Annotated in this window: 31 protein-coding genes; 27 read left to right on the forward strand and 4 right to left on the reverse strand. The window is 36.8% G+C overall.

What is annotated here, in order from left to right; all coding sequences use genetic code 11:
* Positions 1-11 precede the first annotated feature (11 nt).
* Together rpsJ and OPU68_RS14155 are read left to right on the forward strand one after the other, a co-directional pair.
* Positions 12-317, forward strand: a complete 306-nt coding sequence (rpsJ, locus tag OPU68_RS14150) for a 30S ribosomal protein S10 (RefSeq protein WP_002661363.1) — start codon at positions 12-14, stop codon at positions 315-317.
* 243 nt (positions 318-560) lie between these two features.
* Entirely contained in the window at positions 561-2,792 is a 2,232-nt protein-coding gene (locus OPU68_RS14155) for a zinc-dependent metalloprotease (RefSeq protein ID WP_498474631.1), read from the forward strand.
* Between the two features lie 76 nt (positions 2,793-2,868).
* Here OPU68_RS14155 and OPU68_RS14160 read toward each other — a convergent pair whose 3' ends face one another.
* Positions 2,869-3,804, reverse strand: coding sequence for a hypothetical protein (locus OPU68_RS14160; RefSeq protein ID WP_498474632.1), 936 nt, complete (start codon positions 3,802-3,804; stop codon positions 2,869-2,871).
* A 330-nt stretch (positions 3,805-4,134) separates the two neighbouring features.
* Between OPU68_RS14160 and OPU68_RS14165 the strand changes: the two genes are divergently transcribed.
* From OPU68_RS14165 to OPU68_RS14180, 4 genes are all read left to right on the forward strand, one after another.
* A complete protein-coding gene (locus tag OPU68_RS14165; protein ID WP_498474633.1) occupies positions 4,135-4,656 on the forward strand; it encodes a hypothetical protein in 522 nt (173 codons plus the stop codon).
* Positions 4,657-4,672: 16 nt separating this feature from the next.
* Complete coding sequence (locus OPU68_RS14170) at positions 4,673-5,428, forward strand: hypothetical protein (protein WP_498474634.1); 756 nt, start codon at positions 4,673-4,675, stop codon at positions 5,426-5,428.
* Positions 5,429-5,854: 426 nt separating this feature from the next.
* Positions 5,855-6,274: a helix-turn-helix domain-containing protein gene (locus tag OPU68_RS14175; protein WP_498474635.1), complete on the forward strand. Its 420-nt coding sequence runs from the start codon at positions 5,855-5,857 to the stop codon at positions 6,272-6,274.
* A gap of 379 nt (positions 6,275-6,653) precedes the next feature.
* Positions 6,654-7,454: a hypothetical protein gene (locus tag OPU68_RS14180; RefSeq protein WP_498474636.1), complete on the forward strand. Its 801-nt coding sequence runs from the start codon at positions 6,654-6,656 to the stop codon at positions 7,452-7,454.
* Positions 7,455-7,777: 323 nt separating this feature from the next.
* Here OPU68_RS14180 and OPU68_RS14185 read toward each other — a convergent pair whose 3' ends face one another.
* The 3 genes from OPU68_RS14185 to OPU68_RS14195 are packed head-to-tail and all read right to left on the reverse strand — an operon-like array spanning position 7,778 to position 11,538.
* Positions 7,778-7,999: a helix-turn-helix domain-containing protein gene (locus OPU68_RS14185; protein WP_498474637.1), complete on the reverse strand. Its 222-nt coding sequence runs from the start codon at positions 7,997-7,999 to the stop codon at positions 7,778-7,780.
* Between the two features lie 36 nt (positions 8,000-8,035).
* Entirely contained in the window at positions 8,036-10,552 is a 2,517-nt protein-coding gene (locus OPU68_RS14190; protein WP_498474638.1) for a hypothetical protein, read from the reverse strand.
* Entirely contained in the window at positions 10,549-11,538 is a 990-nt protein-coding gene (locus OPU68_RS14195; protein WP_498474639.1) for a hypothetical protein, read from the reverse strand. Before OPU68_RS14195 ends, OPU68_RS14190 begins: the two co-directional genes overlap by 4 nt.
* A gap of 120 nt (positions 11,539-11,658) precedes the next feature.
* On the opposite strand from OPU68_RS14195, the gene OPU68_RS14200 reads away from it, so the two are divergent.
* From OPU68_RS14200 to rplO, 21 genes are all read left to right on the forward strand, one after another.
* Positions 11,659-12,111, forward strand: coding sequence for a low affinity iron permease family protein (locus tag OPU68_RS14200; protein ID WP_498474640.1), 453 nt, complete (start codon positions 11,659-11,661; stop codon positions 12,109-12,111).
* 215 nt (positions 12,112-12,326) lie between these two features.
* Positions 12,327-12,953, forward strand: a complete 627-nt coding sequence (gene rplC / locus OPU68_RS14205; RefSeq protein ID WP_232704438.1) for a 50S ribosomal protein L3 — start codon at positions 12,327-12,329, stop codon at positions 12,951-12,953.
* On the forward strand, positions 12,944-13,573 hold the full coding sequence (gene rplD, locus OPU68_RS14210; RefSeq protein WP_232704437.1) for a 50S ribosomal protein L4: 630 nt from the start codon (positions 12,944-12,946) through the stop codon (positions 13,571-13,573). Before rplC ends, rplD begins: the two co-directional genes overlap by 10 nt.
* 3 nt (positions 13,574-13,576) lie before the next feature.
* The gene (gene rplW / locus OPU68_RS14215; RefSeq protein WP_063968761.1) at positions 13,577-13,867 is read left to right on the forward strand and encodes a 50S ribosomal protein L23; all 291 of its coding nucleotides are present in this window, start codon (positions 13,577-13,579) and stop codon (positions 13,865-13,867) included.
* A 20-nt stretch (positions 13,868-13,887) separates the two neighbouring features.
* A complete protein-coding gene (gene rplB / locus OPU68_RS14220) occupies positions 13,888-14,709 on the forward strand; it encodes a 50S ribosomal protein L2 (RefSeq protein WP_498474641.1) in 822 nt (273 codons plus the stop codon).
* A 2-nt stretch (positions 14,710-14,711) separates the two neighbouring features.
* The gene (gene rpsS / locus OPU68_RS14225) at positions 14,712-14,990 is read left to right on the forward strand and encodes a 30S ribosomal protein S19 (RefSeq protein ID WP_028122169.1); all 279 of its coding nucleotides are present in this window, start codon (positions 14,712-14,714) and stop codon (positions 14,988-14,990) included.
* 2 nt (positions 14,991-14,992) lie between these two features.
* Positions 14,993-15,388: a 50S ribosomal protein L22 gene (rplV, locus tag OPU68_RS14230; protein WP_034962861.1), complete on the forward strand. Its 396-nt coding sequence runs from the start codon at positions 14,993-14,995 to the stop codon at positions 15,386-15,388.
* An 8-nt stretch (positions 15,389-15,396) separates the two neighbouring features.
* Complete coding sequence (gene rpsC, locus OPU68_RS14235) at positions 15,397-16,158, forward strand: 30S ribosomal protein S3 (RefSeq protein ID WP_498474642.1); 762 nt, start codon at positions 15,397-15,399, stop codon at positions 16,156-16,158.
* 76 nt (positions 16,159-16,234) lie between these two features.
* On the forward strand, positions 16,235-16,660 hold the full coding sequence (gene rplP, locus OPU68_RS14240; protein WP_028122172.1) for a 50S ribosomal protein L16: 426 nt from the start codon (positions 16,235-16,237) through the stop codon (positions 16,658-16,660).
* Between the two features lie 11 nt (positions 16,661-16,671).
* Positions 16,672-16,857, forward strand: a complete 186-nt coding sequence (rpmC, locus tag OPU68_RS14245) for a 50S ribosomal protein L29 (RefSeq protein WP_498474643.1) — start codon at positions 16,672-16,674, stop codon at positions 16,855-16,857.
* Positions 16,858-16,869: 12 nt separating this feature from the next.
* On the forward strand, positions 16,870-17,124 hold the full coding sequence (rpsQ, locus tag OPU68_RS14250) for a 30S ribosomal protein S17 (RefSeq protein ID WP_015806738.1): 255 nt from the start codon (positions 16,870-16,872) through the stop codon (positions 17,122-17,124).
* Positions 17,124-17,492 carry a 50S ribosomal protein L14 gene (gene rplN, locus OPU68_RS14255; protein WP_028122174.1) on the forward strand — a complete coding sequence of 123 codons (369 nt, stop codon included), beginning with the start codon at positions 17,124-17,126 and terminating at the stop codon, positions 17,490-17,492. The genes rpsQ and rplN overlap by 1 nt, the downstream gene beginning before the upstream one ends.
* Positions 17,493-17,511: 19 nt before the next feature.
* Positions 17,512-17,832, forward strand: a complete 321-nt coding sequence (gene rplX / locus OPU68_RS14260; RefSeq protein ID WP_034962856.1) for a 50S ribosomal protein L24 — start codon at positions 17,512-17,514, stop codon at positions 17,830-17,832.
* A 12-nt stretch (positions 17,833-17,844) separates the two neighbouring features.
* Positions 17,845-18,396 carry a 50S ribosomal protein L5 gene (gene rplE / locus OPU68_RS14265; RefSeq protein WP_034962854.1) on the forward strand — a complete coding sequence of 184 codons (552 nt, stop codon included), beginning with the start codon at positions 17,845-17,847 and terminating at the stop codon, positions 18,394-18,396.
* Position 18,397: 1 nt separating this feature from the next.
* Positions 18,398-18,667: a 30S ribosomal protein S14 gene (rpsN, locus tag OPU68_RS14270; RefSeq protein WP_034962852.1), complete on the forward strand. Its 270-nt coding sequence runs from the start codon at positions 18,398-18,400 to the stop codon at positions 18,665-18,667.
* A gap of 349 nt (positions 18,668-19,016) precedes the next feature.
* Positions 19,017-19,415, forward strand: a complete 399-nt coding sequence (gene rpsH, locus OPU68_RS14275; protein WP_028122178.1) for a 30S ribosomal protein S8 — start codon at positions 19,017-19,019, stop codon at positions 19,413-19,415.
* Positions 19,416-19,433: 18 nt separating this feature from the next.
* Entirely contained in the window at positions 19,434-19,979 is a 546-nt protein-coding gene (gene rplF / locus OPU68_RS14280; RefSeq protein WP_498474644.1) for a 50S ribosomal protein L6, read from the forward strand.
* 11 nt (positions 19,980-19,990) lie between these two features.
* Positions 19,991-20,344, forward strand: coding sequence for a 50S ribosomal protein L18 (rplR, locus tag OPU68_RS14285; protein WP_498474645.1), 354 nt, complete (start codon positions 19,991-19,993; stop codon positions 20,342-20,344).
* A gap of 19 nt (positions 20,345-20,363) precedes the next feature.
* A complete protein-coding gene (gene rpsE, locus OPU68_RS14290) occupies positions 20,364-20,882 on the forward strand; it encodes a 30S ribosomal protein S5 (RefSeq protein ID WP_028122181.1) in 519 nt (172 codons plus the stop codon).
* 11 nt (positions 20,883-20,893) lie between these two features.
* Complete coding sequence (gene rpmD, locus OPU68_RS14295) at positions 20,894-21,070, forward strand: 50S ribosomal protein L30 (protein WP_498474646.1); 177 nt, start codon at positions 20,894-20,896, stop codon at positions 21,068-21,070.
* An 85-nt stretch (positions 21,071-21,155) separates the two neighbouring features.
* Positions 21,156-21,608 carry a 50S ribosomal protein L15 gene (rplO, locus tag OPU68_RS14300; RefSeq protein WP_028122183.1) on the forward strand — a complete coding sequence of 151 codons (453 nt, stop codon included), beginning with the start codon at positions 21,156-21,158 and terminating at the stop codon, positions 21,606-21,608.
* Positions 21,609-21,614 lie beyond the last annotated feature (6 nt).

The raw sequence follows: 21,614 nt of genomic DNA on the forward strand, positions 1-21,614 counted from the left end.
AAGTACAAGAAATGTCACAAAGAATCAGAATAAAATTAAAATCTTACGATTACAACTTGGTAGACAAGTCTGCTGAGAAAATCGTAAAAACGGTAAAGGCTACTGGTGCTGTTGTAAACGGACCAATCCCTTTGCCTACGAACAAGAGAATCTTCACAGTATTGAGATCTCCGCACGTAAACAAGAAAGCAAGAGAGCAGTTCCAATTATCAGCTCACAAGAGACTAATGGATATCTACTCTTCTTCTTCTAAAACTGTTGATGCTCTAATGAAATTAGAACTTCCTTCAGGAGTTGACGTAGAAATTAAAGTTTGATAATTGAGCCTTTTGGCTTATCATCTTAATATAAATCCCCTTTCGAAAGATTGGGGATTTTTTTGTTAATAAGAAAATCTTATTAAAATACCTTAAAAAAAGCTTAAAATCAAATTTAAGAAATTAATCAAATCTGTTTTTTAGATAGATAGACTATATTCAATTGTTAAATTTTTAACATTTATTATAAAATATTGCTGAGTTTATAATTATATCTTACATTTGTCGCCTTAATTTAAAAATATGAAGAAAGTTTTATCTTTAGCGCTAATGTCGTTTTCATTAGCGGCAATGGCACAGAATAGCAATTTATGGAAAAAGGTTACAAATGTTAGTAGCAAATCTGTAATTGAGGAAAACAAACAATTGCTGAAAAATCCGAGATTGTATTCTCTTGATTTTGAAGGATTGAAGACTGCGTTACAAAATGCACCCGAAAGTACGGATCAGGTAAGATCTAAAATTCTAGTTAGTTTTCCGGATTCTGAAGGAAATTTAGAAGAGTTCAGAATCTATGAAAAGTCCAATTTTGAATCTTCCCTCCAGGCAAAATATCAGGACATTCGTTCCTATGTAGGGGAAAGTGTATTTGGTACCGATAAGATTTATTTCAGTGTTTCTCCATTGGGATTATCTACTATGGAGTATGCCACAGACAAAACTATGGAAATCATAGAGCCATACACAGCGGATCTTTCTACTTACGCGGTTTTTAAAAGAACAGATGACAAGGGGATTGCAAAACAATTTGAATGTAGAATTCCGAATGCAGGCAAAGGCAATAATGCAAACGCAGATAGTAAAAGCTCTGATGATGGTTTACTAAGAACTTACAGATTAGCTCTTTCCTGTACAGGAGAGTATGGAGCTTGGGCCGGTTCTGTTGCAAATGCTTTAGCCAGAATGAATACAACCATGACACGAGTAAATGGTGTATTTGAGAATGAATTTTCCATCCATATGAATCTGATTGCAGAGGAAGAAAGTATTATTTTTACTAATGCAAGTACAGATCCTTATTCTGCCGCCTCCACTGGAGCATCCGGAGCTTGGAATGATGAGCTTAAAGCGGTTTTGATGGGAACAACTTATGGTATTGGAGATGCTAAATATGACATTGGACACTTGTTCGGACGCTCTGGTGGAGGTGGTTCCGCAGGTTGCATCGGATGTGTATGTAACAGTACTAATACTTTTAACTCAACTTATGGATGGTATGATCATAAAGGACAAGGGTTTACTTCTCCCGGATCAGGTACGCCGGTAGGAGATAATTTTGATATTGATTATGTGGCGCACGAGATAGGGCATCAATTTGGCGGATGGCACACTTTCACGCACGGTGCTGAAGGGAATCCTTCACAAATGGAACCTGGTTCCGGTTCTACCATTATGGGATATGCAGGGATTACCGCTAAAGATGTACAACCACATTCAGATGCTTATTTTCACGCGGCATCTCTAAGAGATATTACCAATTATATGAAAAGTACTGCAGGAAACTGTGGTGTGAATACAGCTAACGGCAATACTGCTCCCGTTGCAAATGCAGGTGCAGATTATACAATTCCTAAAAGCACGCCATTTATGCTGACAGGTGCTGGTACAGATGCTAATGGCGATGCACTTACTTATGATTGGGAGCAATTTGATCTTCAAAATTCAACAACTGCCAATCCTACGGCAACAAAGACTTCAGGGGTTAATTTCAGATCTTACCTTCCAAAAACATCACCAGTTAGATATTTTCCGAATATGACAACGGTATTGGCTGGCGGTTTATTTACTGCTGCTACAGAGTTGAATGTAGAGTATCTGCCAAGTGTTGCAAGAACGCTTAACTTCAGACTGACTGTAAGAGATAACAAAACGGGAGCTGGGGCAAATGCTTACGACGATATGAAAGTAACCGTAAATGCGGCTTCCGGACCATTCAAAGTTACAGTGCCTAATACTGCCGTTTCATACGCTGGTAATAGTTCACAGACTGTGACTTGGGATGTTGCTTCTACAACAGCTGCGCCGGTAAATTGTGCAAATGTTGATATCTTGATTTCAACAGATGGCGGGACAACTTGGTCTCCGTTGGCAACTTCAACGCCTAATGATGGTTCAGAAATAGTTATACTTCCAAATCTGGATACAACGACTGCAAGAATTATGGTGAAAGCAAACGGTAATATTTTCTTTGACGTATCTGATGCTAATTTTACAATTACGAAAACTCAATTATCAGTTACAGATATCAGTAAAACATCACTTCAGGTTTTCCCTAATCCTGCAAAAGACATCCTTAATGTTTCAAATGTTGCAGCAAACGCATCTTACGAGATCTTCAACGCAGCTGGACAGATTGTTTTGAAAGGTAATGTAGCAACAGGAAAAGTGGCGGTTAACAAATTATCAAAAGGTGTCTATTTCATCAATGTTGATAATAGCGGAACCACTGTTAAAGCTAAATTCATCAAAGAATAATAGCATTCAACAGGTATAAAAACCAAAGCCGCTTCAGGATTTCTGAAGCGGCTTTTTTATGTTTATGATTTTAAAATTACTCTACCCAAAGTCTCACACTCACAGGAAGTGTTCCCGGGTTCTTCACAATCAGATAGGTTCCTTCCGGTGCAAGATTCTCAACCAATCGGGATCGTGTTTCCCCTCCGGATAGCAGAACAGGCTCCGGACCTTCCGTAGTTTCTGTGGTGCTGAGGCTGAACGTAACTGCCTGATCGCCCATATTTTGGAGTGTGTAAAACGTATCTGTGTCATAAGCATCTGCGTGGTGCAATGCTGCCAATGTCCCCGGCAGAATATCTTTCATAATGGTTGGCTGGCTTGCAGAACCATTGATGTCTATGGCTCTTGCGCTTTGGTACAGATTATAAAGAGAAGAATTGCTGAGTTCAAAACTGCGCATCACGACATCCAGTTTCTCTTCGAAGAGAGTTCGGATCTGGTCTATGATTTCGGGGATTCTTCTGTTGTCATTTTTTCTCTGGTCGAGTGCCAGGGTCGGATTGGTAATCACATCTACAAAATTGGTAAGCGCAGTGCTGAGTGCAGTCACATCTGCTGTTGCCGCACCATAAGGCACCATAGCTGCAGCATTGGCCTGGCCCAGATCCCGGATTATGGTTGCTTGCGTGACCAGTTGTTTCTCACTGATGCTATACCAACTGCTGGTGGAAAAGTCCGCACGCTTCTTTAAAATTAAATCACTATTTACTGCCGCAAGAGATGCTACGGCATTGCTTATTTTGAGTGCTAATGATTCTACATTCTTGCGTTTCATCGCTTTGTCCAGCGAGTAACCCGTCAGGTCTGCACGGCTGCCGGTGTCTGCTGAGATCAGCGTTGTTATAAGTGTAGAAAGTTGGGTGTAAAGTCCGGCGAGGGCAGGGATGCTGGCCATTGCAGCGGTGTTGCGGGCGTAGAAATTTTTGGTTTTCAAAGCCATTGCAAAGTAAGATTCTTCTTCTCTTGTCATTGGTGTTTTATTTATTGGTTAATCAACCAAATATATCAAAAACACAAATATGATTAATGAATTTATTTAATATTTATTGATAAAAATTCAATTATTAAGTTATATTTAATATAATATTTAAAATTTAATATTGTATTAGTTGTATAATTGTTAAAAATAAATAGATTTTAATCCGGATATTAAAGCAATAATCCGAATTAAGGAAAGATTAAATATAAATAATGGTTATTTTAGTTTATAGTATTACAAAGCTAATTGAGATAAAATATTATTTTAGTAGAAATGTTCGCTATAAATTAGCGTATGTTTATTTAAGCAAATATTAGTACAATGGATAGTAACAAAATTGGAATTGAAGGAGAAGAGGCTGTCCATGAATTAGCATATAATACATATTTAAAATATTGGTGTTTTCCGAATCCAAAAGATGAATTAGGCGACAAAAAAGAAATTTGTGATCTGCTTATTTGTTTTCAAAATCATCTTTTAATAATTTCAATTAAAAACTATTCTTTCAAAGGGAATTATGAAAGATATTTTAGATCAACACTTGAAAAAGCAGTTTCACAGATTCATGGCGCAGAACGTAAGCTTCTCAATAAACATTCTATTGTAAAATTTAGTCATCCAGAAACTGGGGTATATGATTTTCAACACGATTTGTTTGATAGTGTTCATCGCTTAATTATAAATATCAACACTGTTCCTTTATTTCATCCTGGTGGTATCGAAACAAAAAACAAAGAATTTTGCCATATTTTCAATTGGCAATCGTTTCTTGGCTTGGTAAAAGAACTTGATACAATTCCTGACTTTATATCCTATTTTAAAGAAAAGAGAAACTACTTTTAAAGGTGGAGAATTTGTTATGATGTTAGGCAAAGAGGAAGACTGGTATGTAGAGACTAATAATGCATTTTCAAAATTTAGTAGTTCAATTGTTAATGAAAAAAGAAAGTTTGTCCTATTTTCTGGTGGCGAACTTGATCTATTAGCAGATTACTTTTTCAACGAAAGAACGTTTAATCAGAATTTTTATTCGAAGGATGTAAATGGTTCATTTATTCAAATGGATGGGAAGTGGGAAAGTTATTTATCACGCAAAGAAGTCGAGAATAAAAAGAAAGAAGATAGAGTGAGTTATTTTGTTGATGAATTTGTAAAACGAGAAGTTCTTTATAAAAGCGATTCAAGTAATATTAAAATTGCAACAGAGTTACTTTCTTTAAGTCGTTTTGAACGAAGGATTTTTAGTCAAACTTTTTTTGAATTTTGGAACCGCTACAAAGAAGAAAGTGGGTATTTTGTTGCTAGAAGATATGGTACTGTTAATGATATTGTTTTTGCTATGGTACTTCATGGAAGTAAAATGGAACACGATCATGTAATGATTTCAATGCAGTTAGCTGCTGAAGGATTTTGTGTTTGGGAAGGATATAAATCAAAGAGAATTGTTCTAATTTCTACTTCAAATAAATTAACAGGCTTTAAATTTGGAATGATTGAAAATATTGAACGATTTCCGAAGGAAAAGGAATTAGAAGTACTTGAGGATTTAAAATTATTTAACTGGTTTCAAAACATTGAGAATATAATTGCAAATTTCAAAGAATATCCGAAATAGAAATTGCTATGAACTGATTGCGAGAAATTAAGGTAATAGAAACAGATTTACAAAATCCCTCTCCCCCTTCGCTGGCGCGAGCGTCCCGCTCGTGCCTATTATGGATACGAGCCAGAGCCTCGCACTAGCGGAGAGTCTGATTATCGGATTAGTACAACATTCTTAAAATATACATAGGTCAGAAACTCATACCTATCAACATTTCACACCATTCTTCGACCTTTGCAGTAATCCTCACAGCAACAAAAACCATCTATAATACAACTCGGCTAATCTGTAATACTACTCCGGTAGTCTGTAACAATAGGCGGCCAATCTGTAATGCTACTCCGGTAATCTGTAACACTACTCCGGCAAGCTGTAATACTACTCTGGTAGTCTGTAACATTAGTCGGGTAATCTGTAATAATACTCCGGTAATCTGTATTGCTACAATCCCGAAATCGATGTATATTTACTTCAACAAAAACACAAATAGATATGCTTAGAAAAAAACGCGGGAACCTAAGACCTTCCCAAAGCAGTCTCGTACTGCATCTGGCTCCTGTCCTGACACTAAGACAGATTACATTCCCTTATGCTTTTCTCACAAAAGCAGGGATCAGTGGAAAGTCGGCTCAAAAAATGCTGAATGGCGAGGCAGTACAAATCAACTTCCGGCAGCTGACTGCCCTTTGTCAACATCTTGACTGCACACCCAACGACCTTTTCGCAAGACGCGACCTGCAACCTGCCGAAGGTCATCAGCTCAACAAACTGCAGGATCTGCAAGCCCCATTGGTAGATCCAAAAGATTTTTACAAAGGGAAGAGTTTGGATGAGATTAGGGGAATGGGGGAGTTGTAAACAAGCCGCGGATTACATCCGAATCATTATTTGTCAGGTCTAAAACATCCAATATGTCATTCCGTAGGAATCTAAACAGTCCTAGTCGAGATTCCTACGGAATGACAATATTGTGTTTATCATTTTAGTTGACCTTTAGTTTGTGCTATTATTAAAAAAGATTACGAACTAGAGGCTCGTACCAGCGAGGGGAGATCAGAGCCAAGGGATAGTTATAAGGAACTTATACTTATTGGCTGTGAAACCTCAGACAAAGATGTTAGTACACATACTATCAGCTGGTTTTTTTTCAATCGGGAATTTCAAACTAAATGTTAATTTTACAGAAGTGTTACATCTTTTCCATACTTTTGGCGAAATTTTATAAATAAAAATAACCATGAAAAAATTGATTTTAGGTCTTTCTCTGGCATTCCTTGCAATAGGCTGCGGCTCAAATGATGATGACGATGCCTCTGTTCCCGCAGAAGAAACACTTGTTTTACCAACCAAACTTTCCAACAGCGATGATACCGGAACTTTTAAATATAACGGAAACAAGGTCTCAGAAATAAACTGGGTAGATTATAAAGTCGTTTGTGAATACACCGGGAATCTTATTACCAGAATGATTGATTATGACGCTGCAGGAGCAAAGGAAACAACTACAGACTTCACTTACAGCAATGATAAACTGATAAAAGTTGTATTTGTAGAAGGCAACGTCAATGAGACTACTACTTATTCTTACCCCAATACAAACACCGTCAATGCGACTGTAACTCGAACTTCTACATCTCAAGGTTCTCCAGTTGTGTACAAAGATGTGATAACTTATACACTGGACAACGGCAATGTTGTTTCTGAGGAGATGAATTATTATGTAAATGGTACTTTGAAAGGTAAGATTTCTGCAACGTACACTTATGACGATAAAAATAACGCTTATAAAAACATTCTGGGATTTGATAAAATTATGATATATAGTTTTGACGGTGATGAAAACACGGTCGGCAGAAATAATCTGCTGGTCAAAAATCAAACAAATACACCTGTAGGAAGTAGTGTTTCAAAATATAAAAATGTTAATACAATTACCTATTCTGCTGCCGGATATCCTACCCAGATTATTACCAATCAGTATAATGCGAGCAATCAGCTAAACAGTACGAGTACAGATTTTTATGAGTATAATAAATAAGGCACAGTATTGTCTTAAATATTTTTAATAAAAAAAAGCAGTAGCATCCGTTACTGCTTTTTTTATGTAATTAAAAGGTCTTTTGACCTCATCAAAGTTAACTGTTAATAGATAAGATGATGAAATATTGAAAACAGCACCGTAGATGTCCTGTTAATATGATGTTTTACAGGTCGCACCTACGGCGCTTTTAATTTTGATTGTTTGATTTTCTATTAACAGGCCGCCTTTAAAAGGCTTGGATTGTTTTAACATTTGAATCTAAACCGCAAATTCCAGCCTGTATCCTTTGCTTCTTATCACAACAATTTTGATATTCGGATCTATTTCCAGTTTTTTCTAAGTTTTGAGATGAACATATCCAGGCTGCGCCCCACAATCACCCCGTCATCTTCCCAGATTTCCTTTTGCAGCCGGCTTCGCTCTATGATTTCGTTGGGAGACCGGGCGAAGATCAGTAATACCCGGCTTTCCGTTGCGGTCAGGTCTGTGATTGTTTCATTCAGGATCAGTTTAATACTCATAAAAACCAAAAGCCGCCTCATAATATGAAGCGGCTTTTATATTAATTAAATTCAAAATCATTTACTCGTATAATATCCAAAATACAGACAACTGCTCTGAAGATTTTTATAAGTTGCTGTTTGGATGTAGTTGGCTTTCAACTGCGCAAACGATGTCCGGAATTTTTCATTCTTGGTCTTGTTGGCAAAGAGCTCGTTTTGTTTGGATTTCTCTTCATACTTAGGATCGTCATAATTTACCTTGAAAGGATTGTTGGCTTCCCACTGGTAATATTTCCCTTGCTCGGCACTTGCCATTTGAAAAAGGATTCTGGCTTGGTTTTCTTTGTCTTTTGATAAGGTTAAGGCTTTCTTGTAATAATTAATCGCAAGATCAAAGTTGTCTGGTTCCACATAACTTCTGCTCGAGAAGTTTTTGTAATACAGGTAAAACGGCGACTGCAGTTCATTCCCAAACTGGAACTTAGGACCGTTGGAGTTATCGACATCCATCACAAACAATTCCCGGAAATAACCCAGGACCGAAGTGTTGTAAAGCAGATTTCCTAAAAGTTGATTCGCCAGTCTTGCTTTGTCATCTTTTCCATTTCCAATCTTTTCCAGTTGAATCATTGCGTCTGCCAATTCGATCTTGTTCATTTTGTTTTTGATGAATGGAAAATTGGAAAGACCTTCCGCCTTCATAGATTCTTCGGGTTTGCTTTGGAAGCTTTCCCAAACACTATGACCGAAAACCAGAGACGAGATATTGTTGAAACCATTGTAAACACCATTTTCAAAGACCATTGGTTTTTGGGTGTAAGTTTTACCATCGTCTTTCCATTCTCTCATTAGTCTCGGAATGCCTTTGTAGTTTTTGGCTTTCTGATAATATTCTTTTGCCTTTTTGAAATCTGCCAGTCGCATCGCCCAGTCGCCATAGATCACATTGAAGAACGATTCCGGATCGGCAATATCTTCCATTTTCTTTACCAGATAATTTTCGAAGGCCGTCTTGTTGGGTTTTTTATAGAATTCTTCTACTTTTCTTACAAGGTCAGAATTCGGATTGTACTGCAGATCGGAAAGGTTGTTGTTCATCAGGAAAGATTTGGCGTCCTGCTTCTCTATGAAATAGCGGTTGGCAAGGATGTCCATTACAAAATCTTTGGTCGCAGGCCGATATGCCCAATTGCTGTAATCGCCTTTCTCTTCAAAAACCTGTGCATATTTTTTCATCAGTGAGTTCTCAAATGCCGGCGTAATCGTTGGTTGGGAAACGATCTCATTCAGCATTTTGAATTTCTCAATCTCAGCCAGATATTCTTTGTCGGTGGTTTTGATTTGCGATAGAGTGTTCTGGCTTCCTTTGTAATCCGTGTTCAGAAATTTGATGTAGGCTTCGCAGAGTTGCCAGAATTCGTCCGCCCCTTTTTTATTTTTTGCAAGGACAACCGTTGCTTCCAGCTCTTTTGCAAAATCTTTGCTTTCCTTTGCATAATTGTCCGGCGCATAAAGTGGCAATCTCTTATTTCGGAAATGGTCACAGTCTTTATCATTGCAATAAGGATTTACGACCAGATAATTTCTTTCCAATTGATTGATGGCTCGAACCGTAAGAACTTTTAGAATGTCAGATTCCGTGTTGTTCTCAATCATCTTGTTCATAATCGGAACCGGATTGTTGAAGGAGTTGTAAGCCAAGAGAAAGTACGCCATATTTTTATCTTCAGGCGTTTTGGCATGAGCAAGGATTTTATTAAAGTCCTTATCCGTTGCCAGAAACATAGAATTGTAAGCGCTTTCTTTCTTATTCTTGGTGTTTTTGAAGACCTGGAAGAAATCCCAATTGGCTTTGTCAAACTGCTTCAATCCACGTTCTGCGCCTGCTTTTTGGTCCAATGCGTAGTAGTACATATGGTTTTTCAGCTTTAAAGATTCCACGTAAGTTTGGAAATCATTGATTGCCGACTGGTATTTTCTGGAGTAATGATTGAAACGAACGAGTTGATACGCATATCGTAGTTTGATCTCAGGATTAGTGGCCGCTTTGTAAAGTGAGATTAAGGCCGCATTAGTTTTTTCATAATTAAGTTGAGTCGCATTCTTAGTATCGGTTTTTTCATCACGATAATAATAAGAGTCAGGATTTTCAACATAATTGATGCGCATATACGGTTCCATATATTTTGCCTGGATCAGGTAATCCATTGCTTCCTGATATTTGATATAAAAACCTTTCCCGAGTTTTTGAAATAATGGATGTGTGAGCTGACCTTTCTTGAGACTGTTCAAATGTTTGATGTCCACCTTTGTAACTAAAGCATTGGTTTCTTCGTAGGTTAGTTTGTTGTCGAAATATTTGACCCAGGATTCGATGTTCTCGTCAGGAATATTTTTGTCCAGCCTTCCGTTGTAATCATAACCATAGAAATGGCTGCTGTAAGTCAATAGAAAAGGTTCATAGGTTTTATTGTGAATGATCTCTTGTGCAAACAGATTGAAGTATTCGTAATCCGGGTCATACCAGGAACAAGCTTTTGAACTTTCTTGAAAACCTAAAAATAAAGCGGCGGTCAGAATTAGTTTTTTCATTGGAAAAGGATATTGTAGTTTTTGGTAAATCTCTCGTCGAGATGATAGTATATGAGGAGAGGTTTGTAATCTAATTTTTCATTGATAAAATTAATACTTTCCAGAATGCCTTTCTCCGGAATTTCCTCGACTTTGATTTTGAAACCTTTGTTGAGATACATTCCAAAATAGAAATCGTCTTTCAGAACTTCGAAGTTATGTTCATTGATCTTCCTGAAGTTTTTATTTTGCATCAATTCTTCTGCCGTTACTGCATTGATGAGTTTTTTCTTTCCAACGTGATTGGTCACGATTCCCCAAGAGTAGATCGGCAAACCCACATCCAGTTTCACAGGATAATCGTCAATGTGTTTCAGATAGGATTTCAAAGTCTTGACATCCAGGATAGAATTCTGTTGTTGGTTTTTCAATGGGGAAGAAGTAGCGTAACACATAAGGTACATTTTCTCAACCGGCGGAATTCCAGTTTGCAATTTATCTTTGACTTGGTGAAGCCTTAAAGTACAAGTCACATTTTTCTTAGAAACCATTTTAAGTGTTTGCATGAATTTAAAATAATCATCTTTTGTAGAAGTTGTCCAGTCGCTGTCGATCTGGATCTCGTTTGCCAGATTGAGTTTGTGATTTGCTTTGATTTTATTAATATGATCATTGATCTTATTAGCCAAAAACTCAATTTCGTTTGCTTTGATGTCGAACCAGGTTTCATTTGTAATAAAGATGACGGGAACGATCTTTTTATTAATGGAAAAGTCTTTGTCAATAGAAATCACGCCGACTTCCAAAAATTGATTGTCTTGCTTTACAACATCAAAAAATCTGGTGTAGAGATTTGAGGCTTTGCTATTATTAAGGAGTTGTTGTTCGTTTTTGGTTAAGTTTAATTTTGATCGCCAATAGTAAAATCCGTGGTCATTATTGATGTCAGTTTTGGAACAGCCGGTCATAAATAAAATAAAAATGAGCAGTTGAAAAGTTCTCTTCATAGAAATCTGTTATTAAGGATCATTAATATTAATCATTAAAAAGAAAAAATAAAAGGAATTCTCTGAAAATAAAATCCAAATTTGGATTATTCCTGATTGTTTAACTTTGAAAACAAAAAGATGCACAACAAAAATTTGTTTGAAAGATTCTCCAACTGGGCAACTACTTTTACAGGTAGTTCTTACGCATTCATTGGTGCGGTAGTGATTGTGATTCTTTGGGCGGTAACAGGTCCGGTTTTCAAATACTCCGAAACGTGGCAGCTTGTGATCAATACTGGGACAACCATTATTACTTTTCTAATGGTTTTCTTAATTCAAAAAGCGCAGAACAAAGATGGGAAGGCAATCCAGTTAAAGCTTAACGAACTCATCGCAGCCAGCAAACAGGCGAGTAACAGAATGGTTGATATCGAAGACCTTACGGAAAAGGAATTGGATCAGCTTCACGATTATTTCGTAAAGATTGCAGAATTGTCTAAACAATCAGAGAATATTCATAAGTGTTATTCGATAGACGCTGCTGAGAAAAAGCACAAGAATAAGTATCAGGAAAAAAGTCAGGAATTATAAATCCGCTATTCAAAACTCAGTTTTCCGGAGAATATTTTGCCAAAATCACGTAACTCACAAATTATCAAATAATTTCCGAATATTTATTTGTCAATATAAAAAATATTCTTACATTTGCACACTCATTTTAGGGAAGGAGTATGCCTATTTCAAACATAGTATATTACGAAAACCACTAAAATGTTAAGTTTTAATATAATAGATATATATAAATAATGTCAGGTATTATTGGAAAAAAAATCGGGATGACATCTCTGTTTGACGAGAACGGCAAAAACTTGCCTTGTACCGTTATTCAAGCAGGTCCATGCTCGGTTTTACAGGTCAGAACCGTAGAAAAAGATGGCTATAAAGCTGTTCAGTTAGGTTTCGATGACAAGAGTGAGAAGAACGTTGGTAAAGCGTTAGCCGGCCACTTTAAAAAGGCTGGTTCAACTCCTAAAGCTAAGTTGGTAGAGTTCTACAGAGAATTCGTAGACCAAGTAACAGTGGGAGAAGATGTAACTGTAAAATTATTCGGCGAAGGAGAATTCGTAGATGTTACAGGTACTTCAAAAGGTAAAGGTTTCCAAGGTGTTGTTAAAAGACACGGATTTGGAGGTGTAATGCAGGCAACTCACGGACAGCACAACAGACTTAGAGCTCCAGGTTCTATCGGTGCGGGTTCAGATCCATCTAGAGTATTCAAAGGGATGAGAATGGCAGGCAGAATGGGAGGTAAGCAGGTAACTGTTCAAAACCTTCAGGTGTTAAAAGTAGATGAGGAACAAAATCTTTTAGTAGTAAAAGGTGCTATTCCGGGAGCGAAAAATTCTTATGTAATTATCAGAAAATGGAACTAGTAGTATTAAATACATCAGGAAAAGAGACCGGAAGAAAAGTAACTCTTGACGAAACAGTTTTCGGAATTGAGCCAAACCAGCACGCGGTTTACTTAGAGGTTAAACAATATCTTGCTGCTCAGCGTCAGGGTACTCACAAATCAAAAGAAAGAAGCGAGATCACAGGTTCTACCAGAAAGCTTAAGAAGCAAAAAGGTTCTGGATCTGCTAGATATGGTGATATCAAGTCGCCAACTTTCAAAGGTGGAGGTAGAGTTTTTGGTCCAAAACCAAGAGATTACCGTTTCAAATTGAACAAATCTTTGAAAAGATTAGCTAAGAAATCTGTACTTTCTCAAAAATTGAAAGACAACAGCGTTAGAGTATTGGAAAATTTCAGTTTTGATGCGCCTAAGACAAAAGAATTCATCACATTGTTGGATGCTTTGACTCTTACAGGTAAAAAATCATTATTCGTACTTCCTGAGTCTAACAAGAATGTATATTTATCTTCAAGAAACTTACCTAAAACTAAAGTTTTGAATTATAACGAGATTTCTTCTTATGATTTGATCAACGCAGGTGAGATTATCTTCTTGGAAGATGCAGTAGAAAAATTTCAGGAAAACTTAAAGAAATAAATCATGTCACTTATTATTAAACCAATCATTTCAGAAAAAGCAAACTATCTTACAGAGTTGAGAGGTGCTTATTCTTTCTTAGTTGCTCCAAAAGCAAATAAGATTCAGATCAAAAGTGCAATAGAAGCACATTATGGTGTAAAAGTAGCGGACGTTAGAACGATGATTTATGCGCCTAAAGTTTCTACTAAAAACACTAAACAAGGACTTCAAGTTGGGAAAACCAATAAATTAAAGAAAGCTGTTGTAACATTGGCAGCTGGAGAAGTTATTGATATTTTCGCAACTAATTAATTAATTTATAAATAAGAGTAATGTCTGTTAGAAAATTAAAACCTATCACCCCGGGACAGAGATTCAGAGTTGTAAACAACTTTGAGGAAATTACTACCAACAAACCAGAGAAATCTCTAACGGTTGGTATTAGTAAGTCAGGTGGACGTAACCAAACTGGTAAAATGACCATGCGTTACACCGGCGGTGGACACAAAAAGAAATACAGAATTATCGACTTCAAAAGAAACAAACATGATGTTGAAGCAACGGTAAAAACTGTAGAATATGATCCAAATAGAACTGCTTTCATCGCTTTAGTTGAATATGCAGACGGAGAGAAAAGATATATCATCGCTCCAAACGGAATCAAAGTAGATCAAAAAATCATTTCAGGAGAAAGCGTAGAGCCAAATGTTGGTAACGCAATGAAACTGAAAAGCATTCCACTAGGAACTGTAATTTCTTGTATCGAATTGAAGCCAGGACAAGGTGCTACTCTTGCTAGAAGTGCTGGATCATCCGCTCAATTAACTTCAAGAGACGGTAAATATGCAATCGTTAAATTGCCTTCAGGAGAATCTAGAATGATCCTTACTGAGTGCTATGCAATGGTTGGATCTGTTTCTAACTCAGACCATCAGTTGACTGTATCAGGTAAGGCTGGTAGAAGCAGATGGTTAGGAAGAAGACCTAGAACAAGACCAGTAGTAATGAACCCTGTAGATCACCCAATGGGTGGTGGTGAAGGACGTTCTTCTGGAGGTCACCCAAGATCTAGAAACGGTATGCCGGCTAAAGGTTACAAAACTAGAAAGAAAAACAAAGCGTCTAACCGTCATATCATATCTAAACGTAAATAATTATGGCAAGATCACTTAAAAAAGGACCATTTATTCATCATACTTTAGATAAAAAGGTTCAGGCAAATATAGAGTCTAATAAAAAGACTGTAATCAAAACTTGGTCTAGAGCGTCTATGATCTCTCCAGACTTCGTAGGTCAGACTATCGCAGTACACAACGGGAAATCCTTTATCCCGGTTTATGTTACAGAAAACATGGTAGGACACAAGCTAGGCGAATTTTCTCCGACAAGATCTTTCAGAGGTCACGGTGGTAACAAAAATAAAGGAGGTAGATAATCATGGGATCAAGAAAAAGAGAAAGTGCATTAGCACGTAAAATAGCAAACCAAGATGTGGCAAAAGCGTTGCACAACGACTGCCCGTCTTCTCCAAGAAAAATGAGATTAGTTGCTGATATCATTAGAGGAGTAGAGGTAGAAAAAGCTTTGTCTATTCTAAAATATTCTAAGAAAGGTGCTTCTGAGAAATTGGAAAAAGTATTACTTTCTGCAATTGCTAACTGGCAATCAAAAAACGAAGGTGCTGACATCGAGGAGGCAAACCTAGTTGTAAAAGAAATATTTGTGGATAGCGCAAGACAATTGAAGAGACTAAGACCAGCACCACAAGGTAGAGGTTACAGAATCAGAAAGAGATCTAACCACATTACATTAATCTTAGGTACTAAAAATTAATTCAAGGTATGGGACAGAAGACAAATCCAATCGGTAACAGATTAGGTATCATCAGAGGATGGGATTCTAACTGGTATGGAGGTAAAAACTACGGTGATAGAATCGCTGAAGATTACAAAATCAGAAGATATCTTGAGGCAAGATTAGCTAAAGGTGGTATTTCAAAAATATATATTGAGAGAACACTTAAATTAGTAACTGTAACTATCACAACTGCTAGACCAGGTTTAATTATCGGAAAAGGAGGACAGGAAGTTGACAAACTAAAAGAAGAGTTGAAAAAATTGACTGGAAAAGATATCCAGATCAATATCTTCGAGATCAAAAGACCTGAGCTAGATGCAGTACTTGTTGCTGACAGTATAGCTAAGCAAATTGAAAACCGTATCTCTTACAGAAGAGCTGTGAAAATGGCAATCGCTTCTACAATGAGAATGGGTGCAGAAGGTATCAAAGTTCAAATCTCTGGAAGATTGAATGGTGCTGAGATGGCACGTTCTGAAAACTTCAAAGACGGAAGAATTCCATTATCTACTTTCCGTGCAGATATCGATTATCACATCGGTGAAGCATTGACTCAGTATGGTAAACTAGGAGTGAAAGTTTGGATTATGAAAGGTGAAGTGTATGGTAAAAGAGACCTTACTCCACTTGTAGGACAACAGAAAAAAGCTCCGTCTGGAGGAAGAAACGACCGTAATGACAGAAATGACAGAGGGGGCGACAGAGACAACAGAGGAGGAGACAGAAAACCAAGAAGAAATAATTAATAAAATTTTAGAGGCCAGTTTTTAAATGACCGTTACTTTTTTAAAATCTAAATTCTAAAATCTAAAATTTAAAATTATGTTACAACCAAAAAGAACCAAATTCCGTAGAGTTCATAAGATGAAGATGAAGGGGATTGCCCAAAGAGGTAATCAACTCGCTTACGGAACTTTCGGAATCAAAGCTACTGAAGGAGCTTGGATTACTGCAAGACAAATTGAAGCTGCGCGTATCGCTGCGACAAGATATATGAAAAGAGAGGGTCAGTTATGGATCAAAATATTCCCGGACAAGCCTATTACTAAAAAACCAGCCGAAGTAAGGATGGGTAAAGGTAAAGGTGCTGTAGAATATTGGGTAGCCGTAGTGAAACCTGGTAAAATTATGTTCGAAGTTGGTGGTGTACCTTACGAAGTAGCAAAAGAAGCTCTTAGGCTTGCTGCTCAGAAGTTACCAATCGTTACCAAGTTCGTAGTTGCTAACGATTTTGTTAAACCTCTATAATCTCTATTAAAATGAAAAACGCTGACATCAAAAATTTAAGCAAAGAGGATTTGACAAACCAATTGGCTGAAGCTAAAGCTAACTACGCAAAAACGAAGATAGCTCACAAAATCAGTCCACTTGAGAATCCGATCTTAATCAGAGATTTGAGAAGATCAATCGCAAGACTTAACACAGAGTTAACTAACAAACAATAATTCCTTTTTACAATGGACAGAAATTTAAGAAAAGAAAGAATCGGAATAGTTTCCAGCAATAAAATGGAAAAGACTATTGTTGTTAGTGAAACTACGAGAGTAAAACATCCAATGTACGGTAAATTCGTTTTGAAAACGAAAAAATATACTGCACACGATGAGAACAACGAGTGCACAGAAGGCGATACAGTTTTGATTACTGAAACTAGACCTTTGAGTAAAAGCAAAAGATGGAGATTAGTAAGAATCATAGAAAAAGCTAAATAATGTTACAAACCGAATCAAGATTAAAAGTTGCTGATAACACAGGTGCTAAAGAAGTACTAGTGATCAGAGTTCTAGGTGGTACTAGAAGAAGATATGCTTCTGTTGGTGATAAAATTGTAGTGACTATCAAAGATTCTACACCATCAGGAAACGCAAAAAAAGGTCAGGTATCTAAAGCGGTAGTAGTAAGAACTAAAAAAGCAGTCAGAAGAAAAGATGGTTCATACATCAAATTCGAAGACAACGCTTGTGTTTTGCTAAACGCTGGAGGAGAGATGAGAGGAACACGTGTTTTCGGACCGGTTGCCCGTGAGTTGAGAGACAAAGAATATATGAAGGTTATTTCATTAGCTCCTGAAGTACTTTAATTTTAAAATTTTAGAAAAAATGACAAAAGTTAAAATAAAAAGAGGAGACAACGTACTGGTAACTACTGGAAAAAATAAAGGTAGCAAAGGTGAAGTTCTTGAAGTAATAAGAAAAGAAGGTAAAGATCCAAGAGTGATCGTTGCAGGTATCAACATCGTGAAAAAACACGTTAAGCCGTCTGCTTCCAACCCTCAAGGTGGAATTGTTGAAAAAGAAGCTTCTTTACACATTTCAAACGTAGCACTTGTTGACAAAGACGGGAAAGCTACTAAGACTGGAACCAAAGTAGAAGGAGACAAAAAAGTAAGAGTAGCTAAAACTACCGGCGAAACTTTATAATTAAAATTTACGATGGAATATATAGTAAGACCAAAACAACAATATAAAGACACAATTGTTCCTGCAATGATGGAAGAATTTGGGTACAAATCTGTAATGCAGGTTCCTAAATTATTGAAAATCGTTGTCAGCCAAGGACTTGGTGCAGCTGTTCAAGATAAAAAAATCGTGGATTACGCTGTAGAAGAATTGACTGCAATCACTGGACAAAAAGCTGTAGGTACTTTATCTAAAAAAGATGAGGCTGCTTTCAAACTAAGAAAAGGAATGCCAATCGGAGCTAGAGTAACTCTTAGAGCTGATAAAATGTATGAATTCTTAGACAGATTGACATCTTCTGCACTACCAAGAATTAGAGATTTTTCTGGTATCAAAGCTGATGGTTTCGACGGAAGAGGTAATTACAACTTAGGAATTACTGAGCAAATTATCTTCCCAGAGATCGTAATTGACAAAGTGAAAAAAATCCAAGGGATGGACATCACTTTCGTTACAACTGCGAAAACTGACAAAGAAGCAAAATCATTATTAACTCACTTCGGTTTACCGTTCAAAAAGAACTAAGATGGCTAAAGAATCAATGAAAGCGCGTGAGCGCAAAAGAGAAGCTACTGTAGCTAAATATGCTGAAAAAAGAAAAGCTTTGAAAGAAGCTGGAGATTATGATGCACTACAGAAGTTACCTAAAAATGCTTCTCCTGTAAGATTACACAACAGATGTAAATTGACAGGAAGACCTAGAGGATATATGAGAACATTCGGAATTTCCAGAGTAACTTTCAGAGAAATGGCGAACAACGGACTTATCCCAGGCGTTAAGAAAGCTAGTTGGTAAGCAATTAAAATTTTTACAGCTGACTTCTATATTTTTATAAGTCAGCTGTATTTTAATAAATAGAGAATAGATTGAATTGATTTAAGGGCAAAGAAAAAAATAAATACTATTAATTTTTTTTGTACTTTTGCACCCGCTCGGAAAAATTATTATTTCTCTGGGTGATTATTATTCTTTTTGACTTTGTTTATTAGAATAAAATGAAATTAAGAAAATCAAGTGACAATTAAGTTGTTTAGATACTGAAGGTAAAGAGATCAGGTTAAGAAATATTCGGATCCATATAAGTCTTTAATCTTCAAGTCTTTTCAATACTGGTTGTCATTAACCAATAATTTAAAACAAAGAAATGGTAACAGATCCAATTTCAGATTTCCTAACAAGAGTAAGGAACGCACAAAGCGCAGGCCACAAAGTGGTGGAAATTCCTGCATCAAAAATCAAAAAAGAGCTTACGAAAATTCTTTTTGACCAAGGTTATATCTTGAACTACAAGTTCGAGGAAAGCGCGGTTCAGGGAACGATCAAAATCGCTCTTAAGTACGACAAGCAAACTAGCAAGCCGGCTATCAAGTCTATCCAAAGAGCTTCTAGACCAGGTCTAAGACAGTACAAAGGTTCTACAGAACTTCCAAGAGTACTTAACGGACTGGGTGTAGCTATTATCTCTACTTCCAGAGGAGTAATGACAGATAAAAAAGCGAGACAAGAGAAAGTAGGAGGTGAAGTAATTTGCTACGTATATTAATTTTTTAAAACAAGGAAAATGTCAAGAATTGGTAAAGCAATTATAGAAGTTCCTGCTGGTGTTACAATCTCTCAAAAAGATAACATTGTCACAGTTAAAGGTCCAAAGGGCGAATTGATCCAGGAACTTACAGGAGGGATTACCTTCACACAAGAAGACGGCGTACTTACGTTCAGCCGACCTTCTGACTCAAAAGAACACAAAGCGCTTCACGGTTTATACCGCGCGCTTGTCAACAACATGATTGTTGGTACTACTACAGGATTTACTAAGAAATTAGAATTGGTAGGAGTTGGATACAGAGCATCTCACAACGGTCAAAGATTAGAATTGGCTCTTGGATTTTCTCACGGTATCGTTCTAGAACTTCCAAAAGAAGTGGTACTAGAAACATTGACTGAAAAAGGGAAAAACCCTATCGTTACATTATCTTCTTACGATAATCAACTTCTTGGAATGGTGGCTGCAAAGATCAGATCTTTCAGAAAGCCTGAGCCGTACAAAGGAAAAGGTGTTAGGTTCGTAGGTGAAATCATTAGAAGAAAAGCCGGTAAATCTGCATAAAATTTAAGAAAATGGCATTAACAAAAGTTGAGAAAAGAAACAGAATCAAAAGAAGAGTAAGAGGTAAGATCTCAGGATCTGCTGCATTACCAAGATTGTCTGTATTCAAAAGTAATAAAGAAATCTACGCACAATTGGTAGATGATAAAGAAGGTAAAACATTAGTATCTGCTTCCTCTAGAGATAAAGGAGTTGACGCTAAGGGTACAAAAACAGAAGTATCTACAGCAGTAGGTAAAGCGATTGCTGAAAAAGCAAAAGCAGCTGGTATCGAGAGTATTGTATTTGACAGAAACGGATTCGTGTACCACGGTAGAGTGAAAGCTCTTGCTGACGGTGCTAGAGAAGCTGGTCTTAAATTCTAATTTTAAAAATTCAGAAAACATGGTAGATAGTAATATAGAAAGAGTTAAACCTGGAGGATTAGAATTAAAAGATCGTCTAGTTGATGTTAACAGAGTAACTAAAGTGACCAAAGGTGGTAGAGCTTTCGGATTTTCTGCAATTGTTGTTGTAGGAAACGAGGACGGAATCATCGGTTACGGACTAGGTAAATCTAAAGAAGTTGCTTCTGCAATCGCGAAAGCGGTAGAAGATGCTAAGAAAAACTTGGTTAAAGTTCCTGTAATCAACCATACAATTCCTCACCAGACTTCTGCAAGATACGGTGGTGCTGATATCTTCTTGAGACCTGCGTCTCACGGTACAGGACTTATCGCTGGTGGTGCAGTACGTGCAGTACTAGAATCTGCAGGTGTACACGATGTATTGTCAAAATCTAAAGGTTCTTCTAACCCGCATAATGTTGTGAAAGCTACTTTCAACGCATTGTTGGACATCAGAAGACCAGAAGAAATTGCAAGAATGAGAGGAGTTTCTTTAGATAAAGTGTTTAACGGTTAATAAATATAATAATGGCAACAATCAAAGTAAAACAAGTTAGAAGCGCTATTAATAGATCTAAGACCCAAAAAAGAACGCTTGAAGCTTTAGGATTTAGAAAACTTCACCAAGTAATCGAGCACGAAGCTACTCCTTCCATCTTAGGAATGATTGCTTCTGTAAGTCACTTATTAGAAGTTCAAAAATAATAATAGATAATGAGATAAGAGATTGGAGACTTGGTCTTCGATCTCAGACCTCAAATCTTTTAATCTCATAATATTCAATACAACAATGAATTTAAATAACTTAAAACCGTCAACTGGTTCTACATTCAGCACAAAAAGAATTGGTAGAGGCCAGGGAAGTGGATACGGTGGTACTTCAACAAAAGGACATAAAGGTCAAAAAGCCAGAGCTGGTTATTCTCAGAAAATCGGTTTCGAAGGTGGACAGATGCCTTTGCAAAGAAGATTACCAAAATTTGGTTTCAAAAACGTTAATAGAAAAGAGTTCAGAGCAATCAATCTTGATACAATCCAAACTTTGATCGATACTAAAAACATCACTGGTGAAATCACTAGAGACGTATTGGTAGAAAATGGTCTTGCATCTAAAAACGAATTAGTAAAAATCTTAGGAAGAGGTGACTTGAAATCTGGTATTTCTATCACTGCTGATAAATTTACTAAATCTGCTGAGGAAGCAATCAACAAAGCTGGAGGTAAAGCAATCACGACTCTTTAATTATTG

The sequence above is a fragment of the Chryseobacterium sp. TB1-D10 genome, from assembly GCF_059803555.1.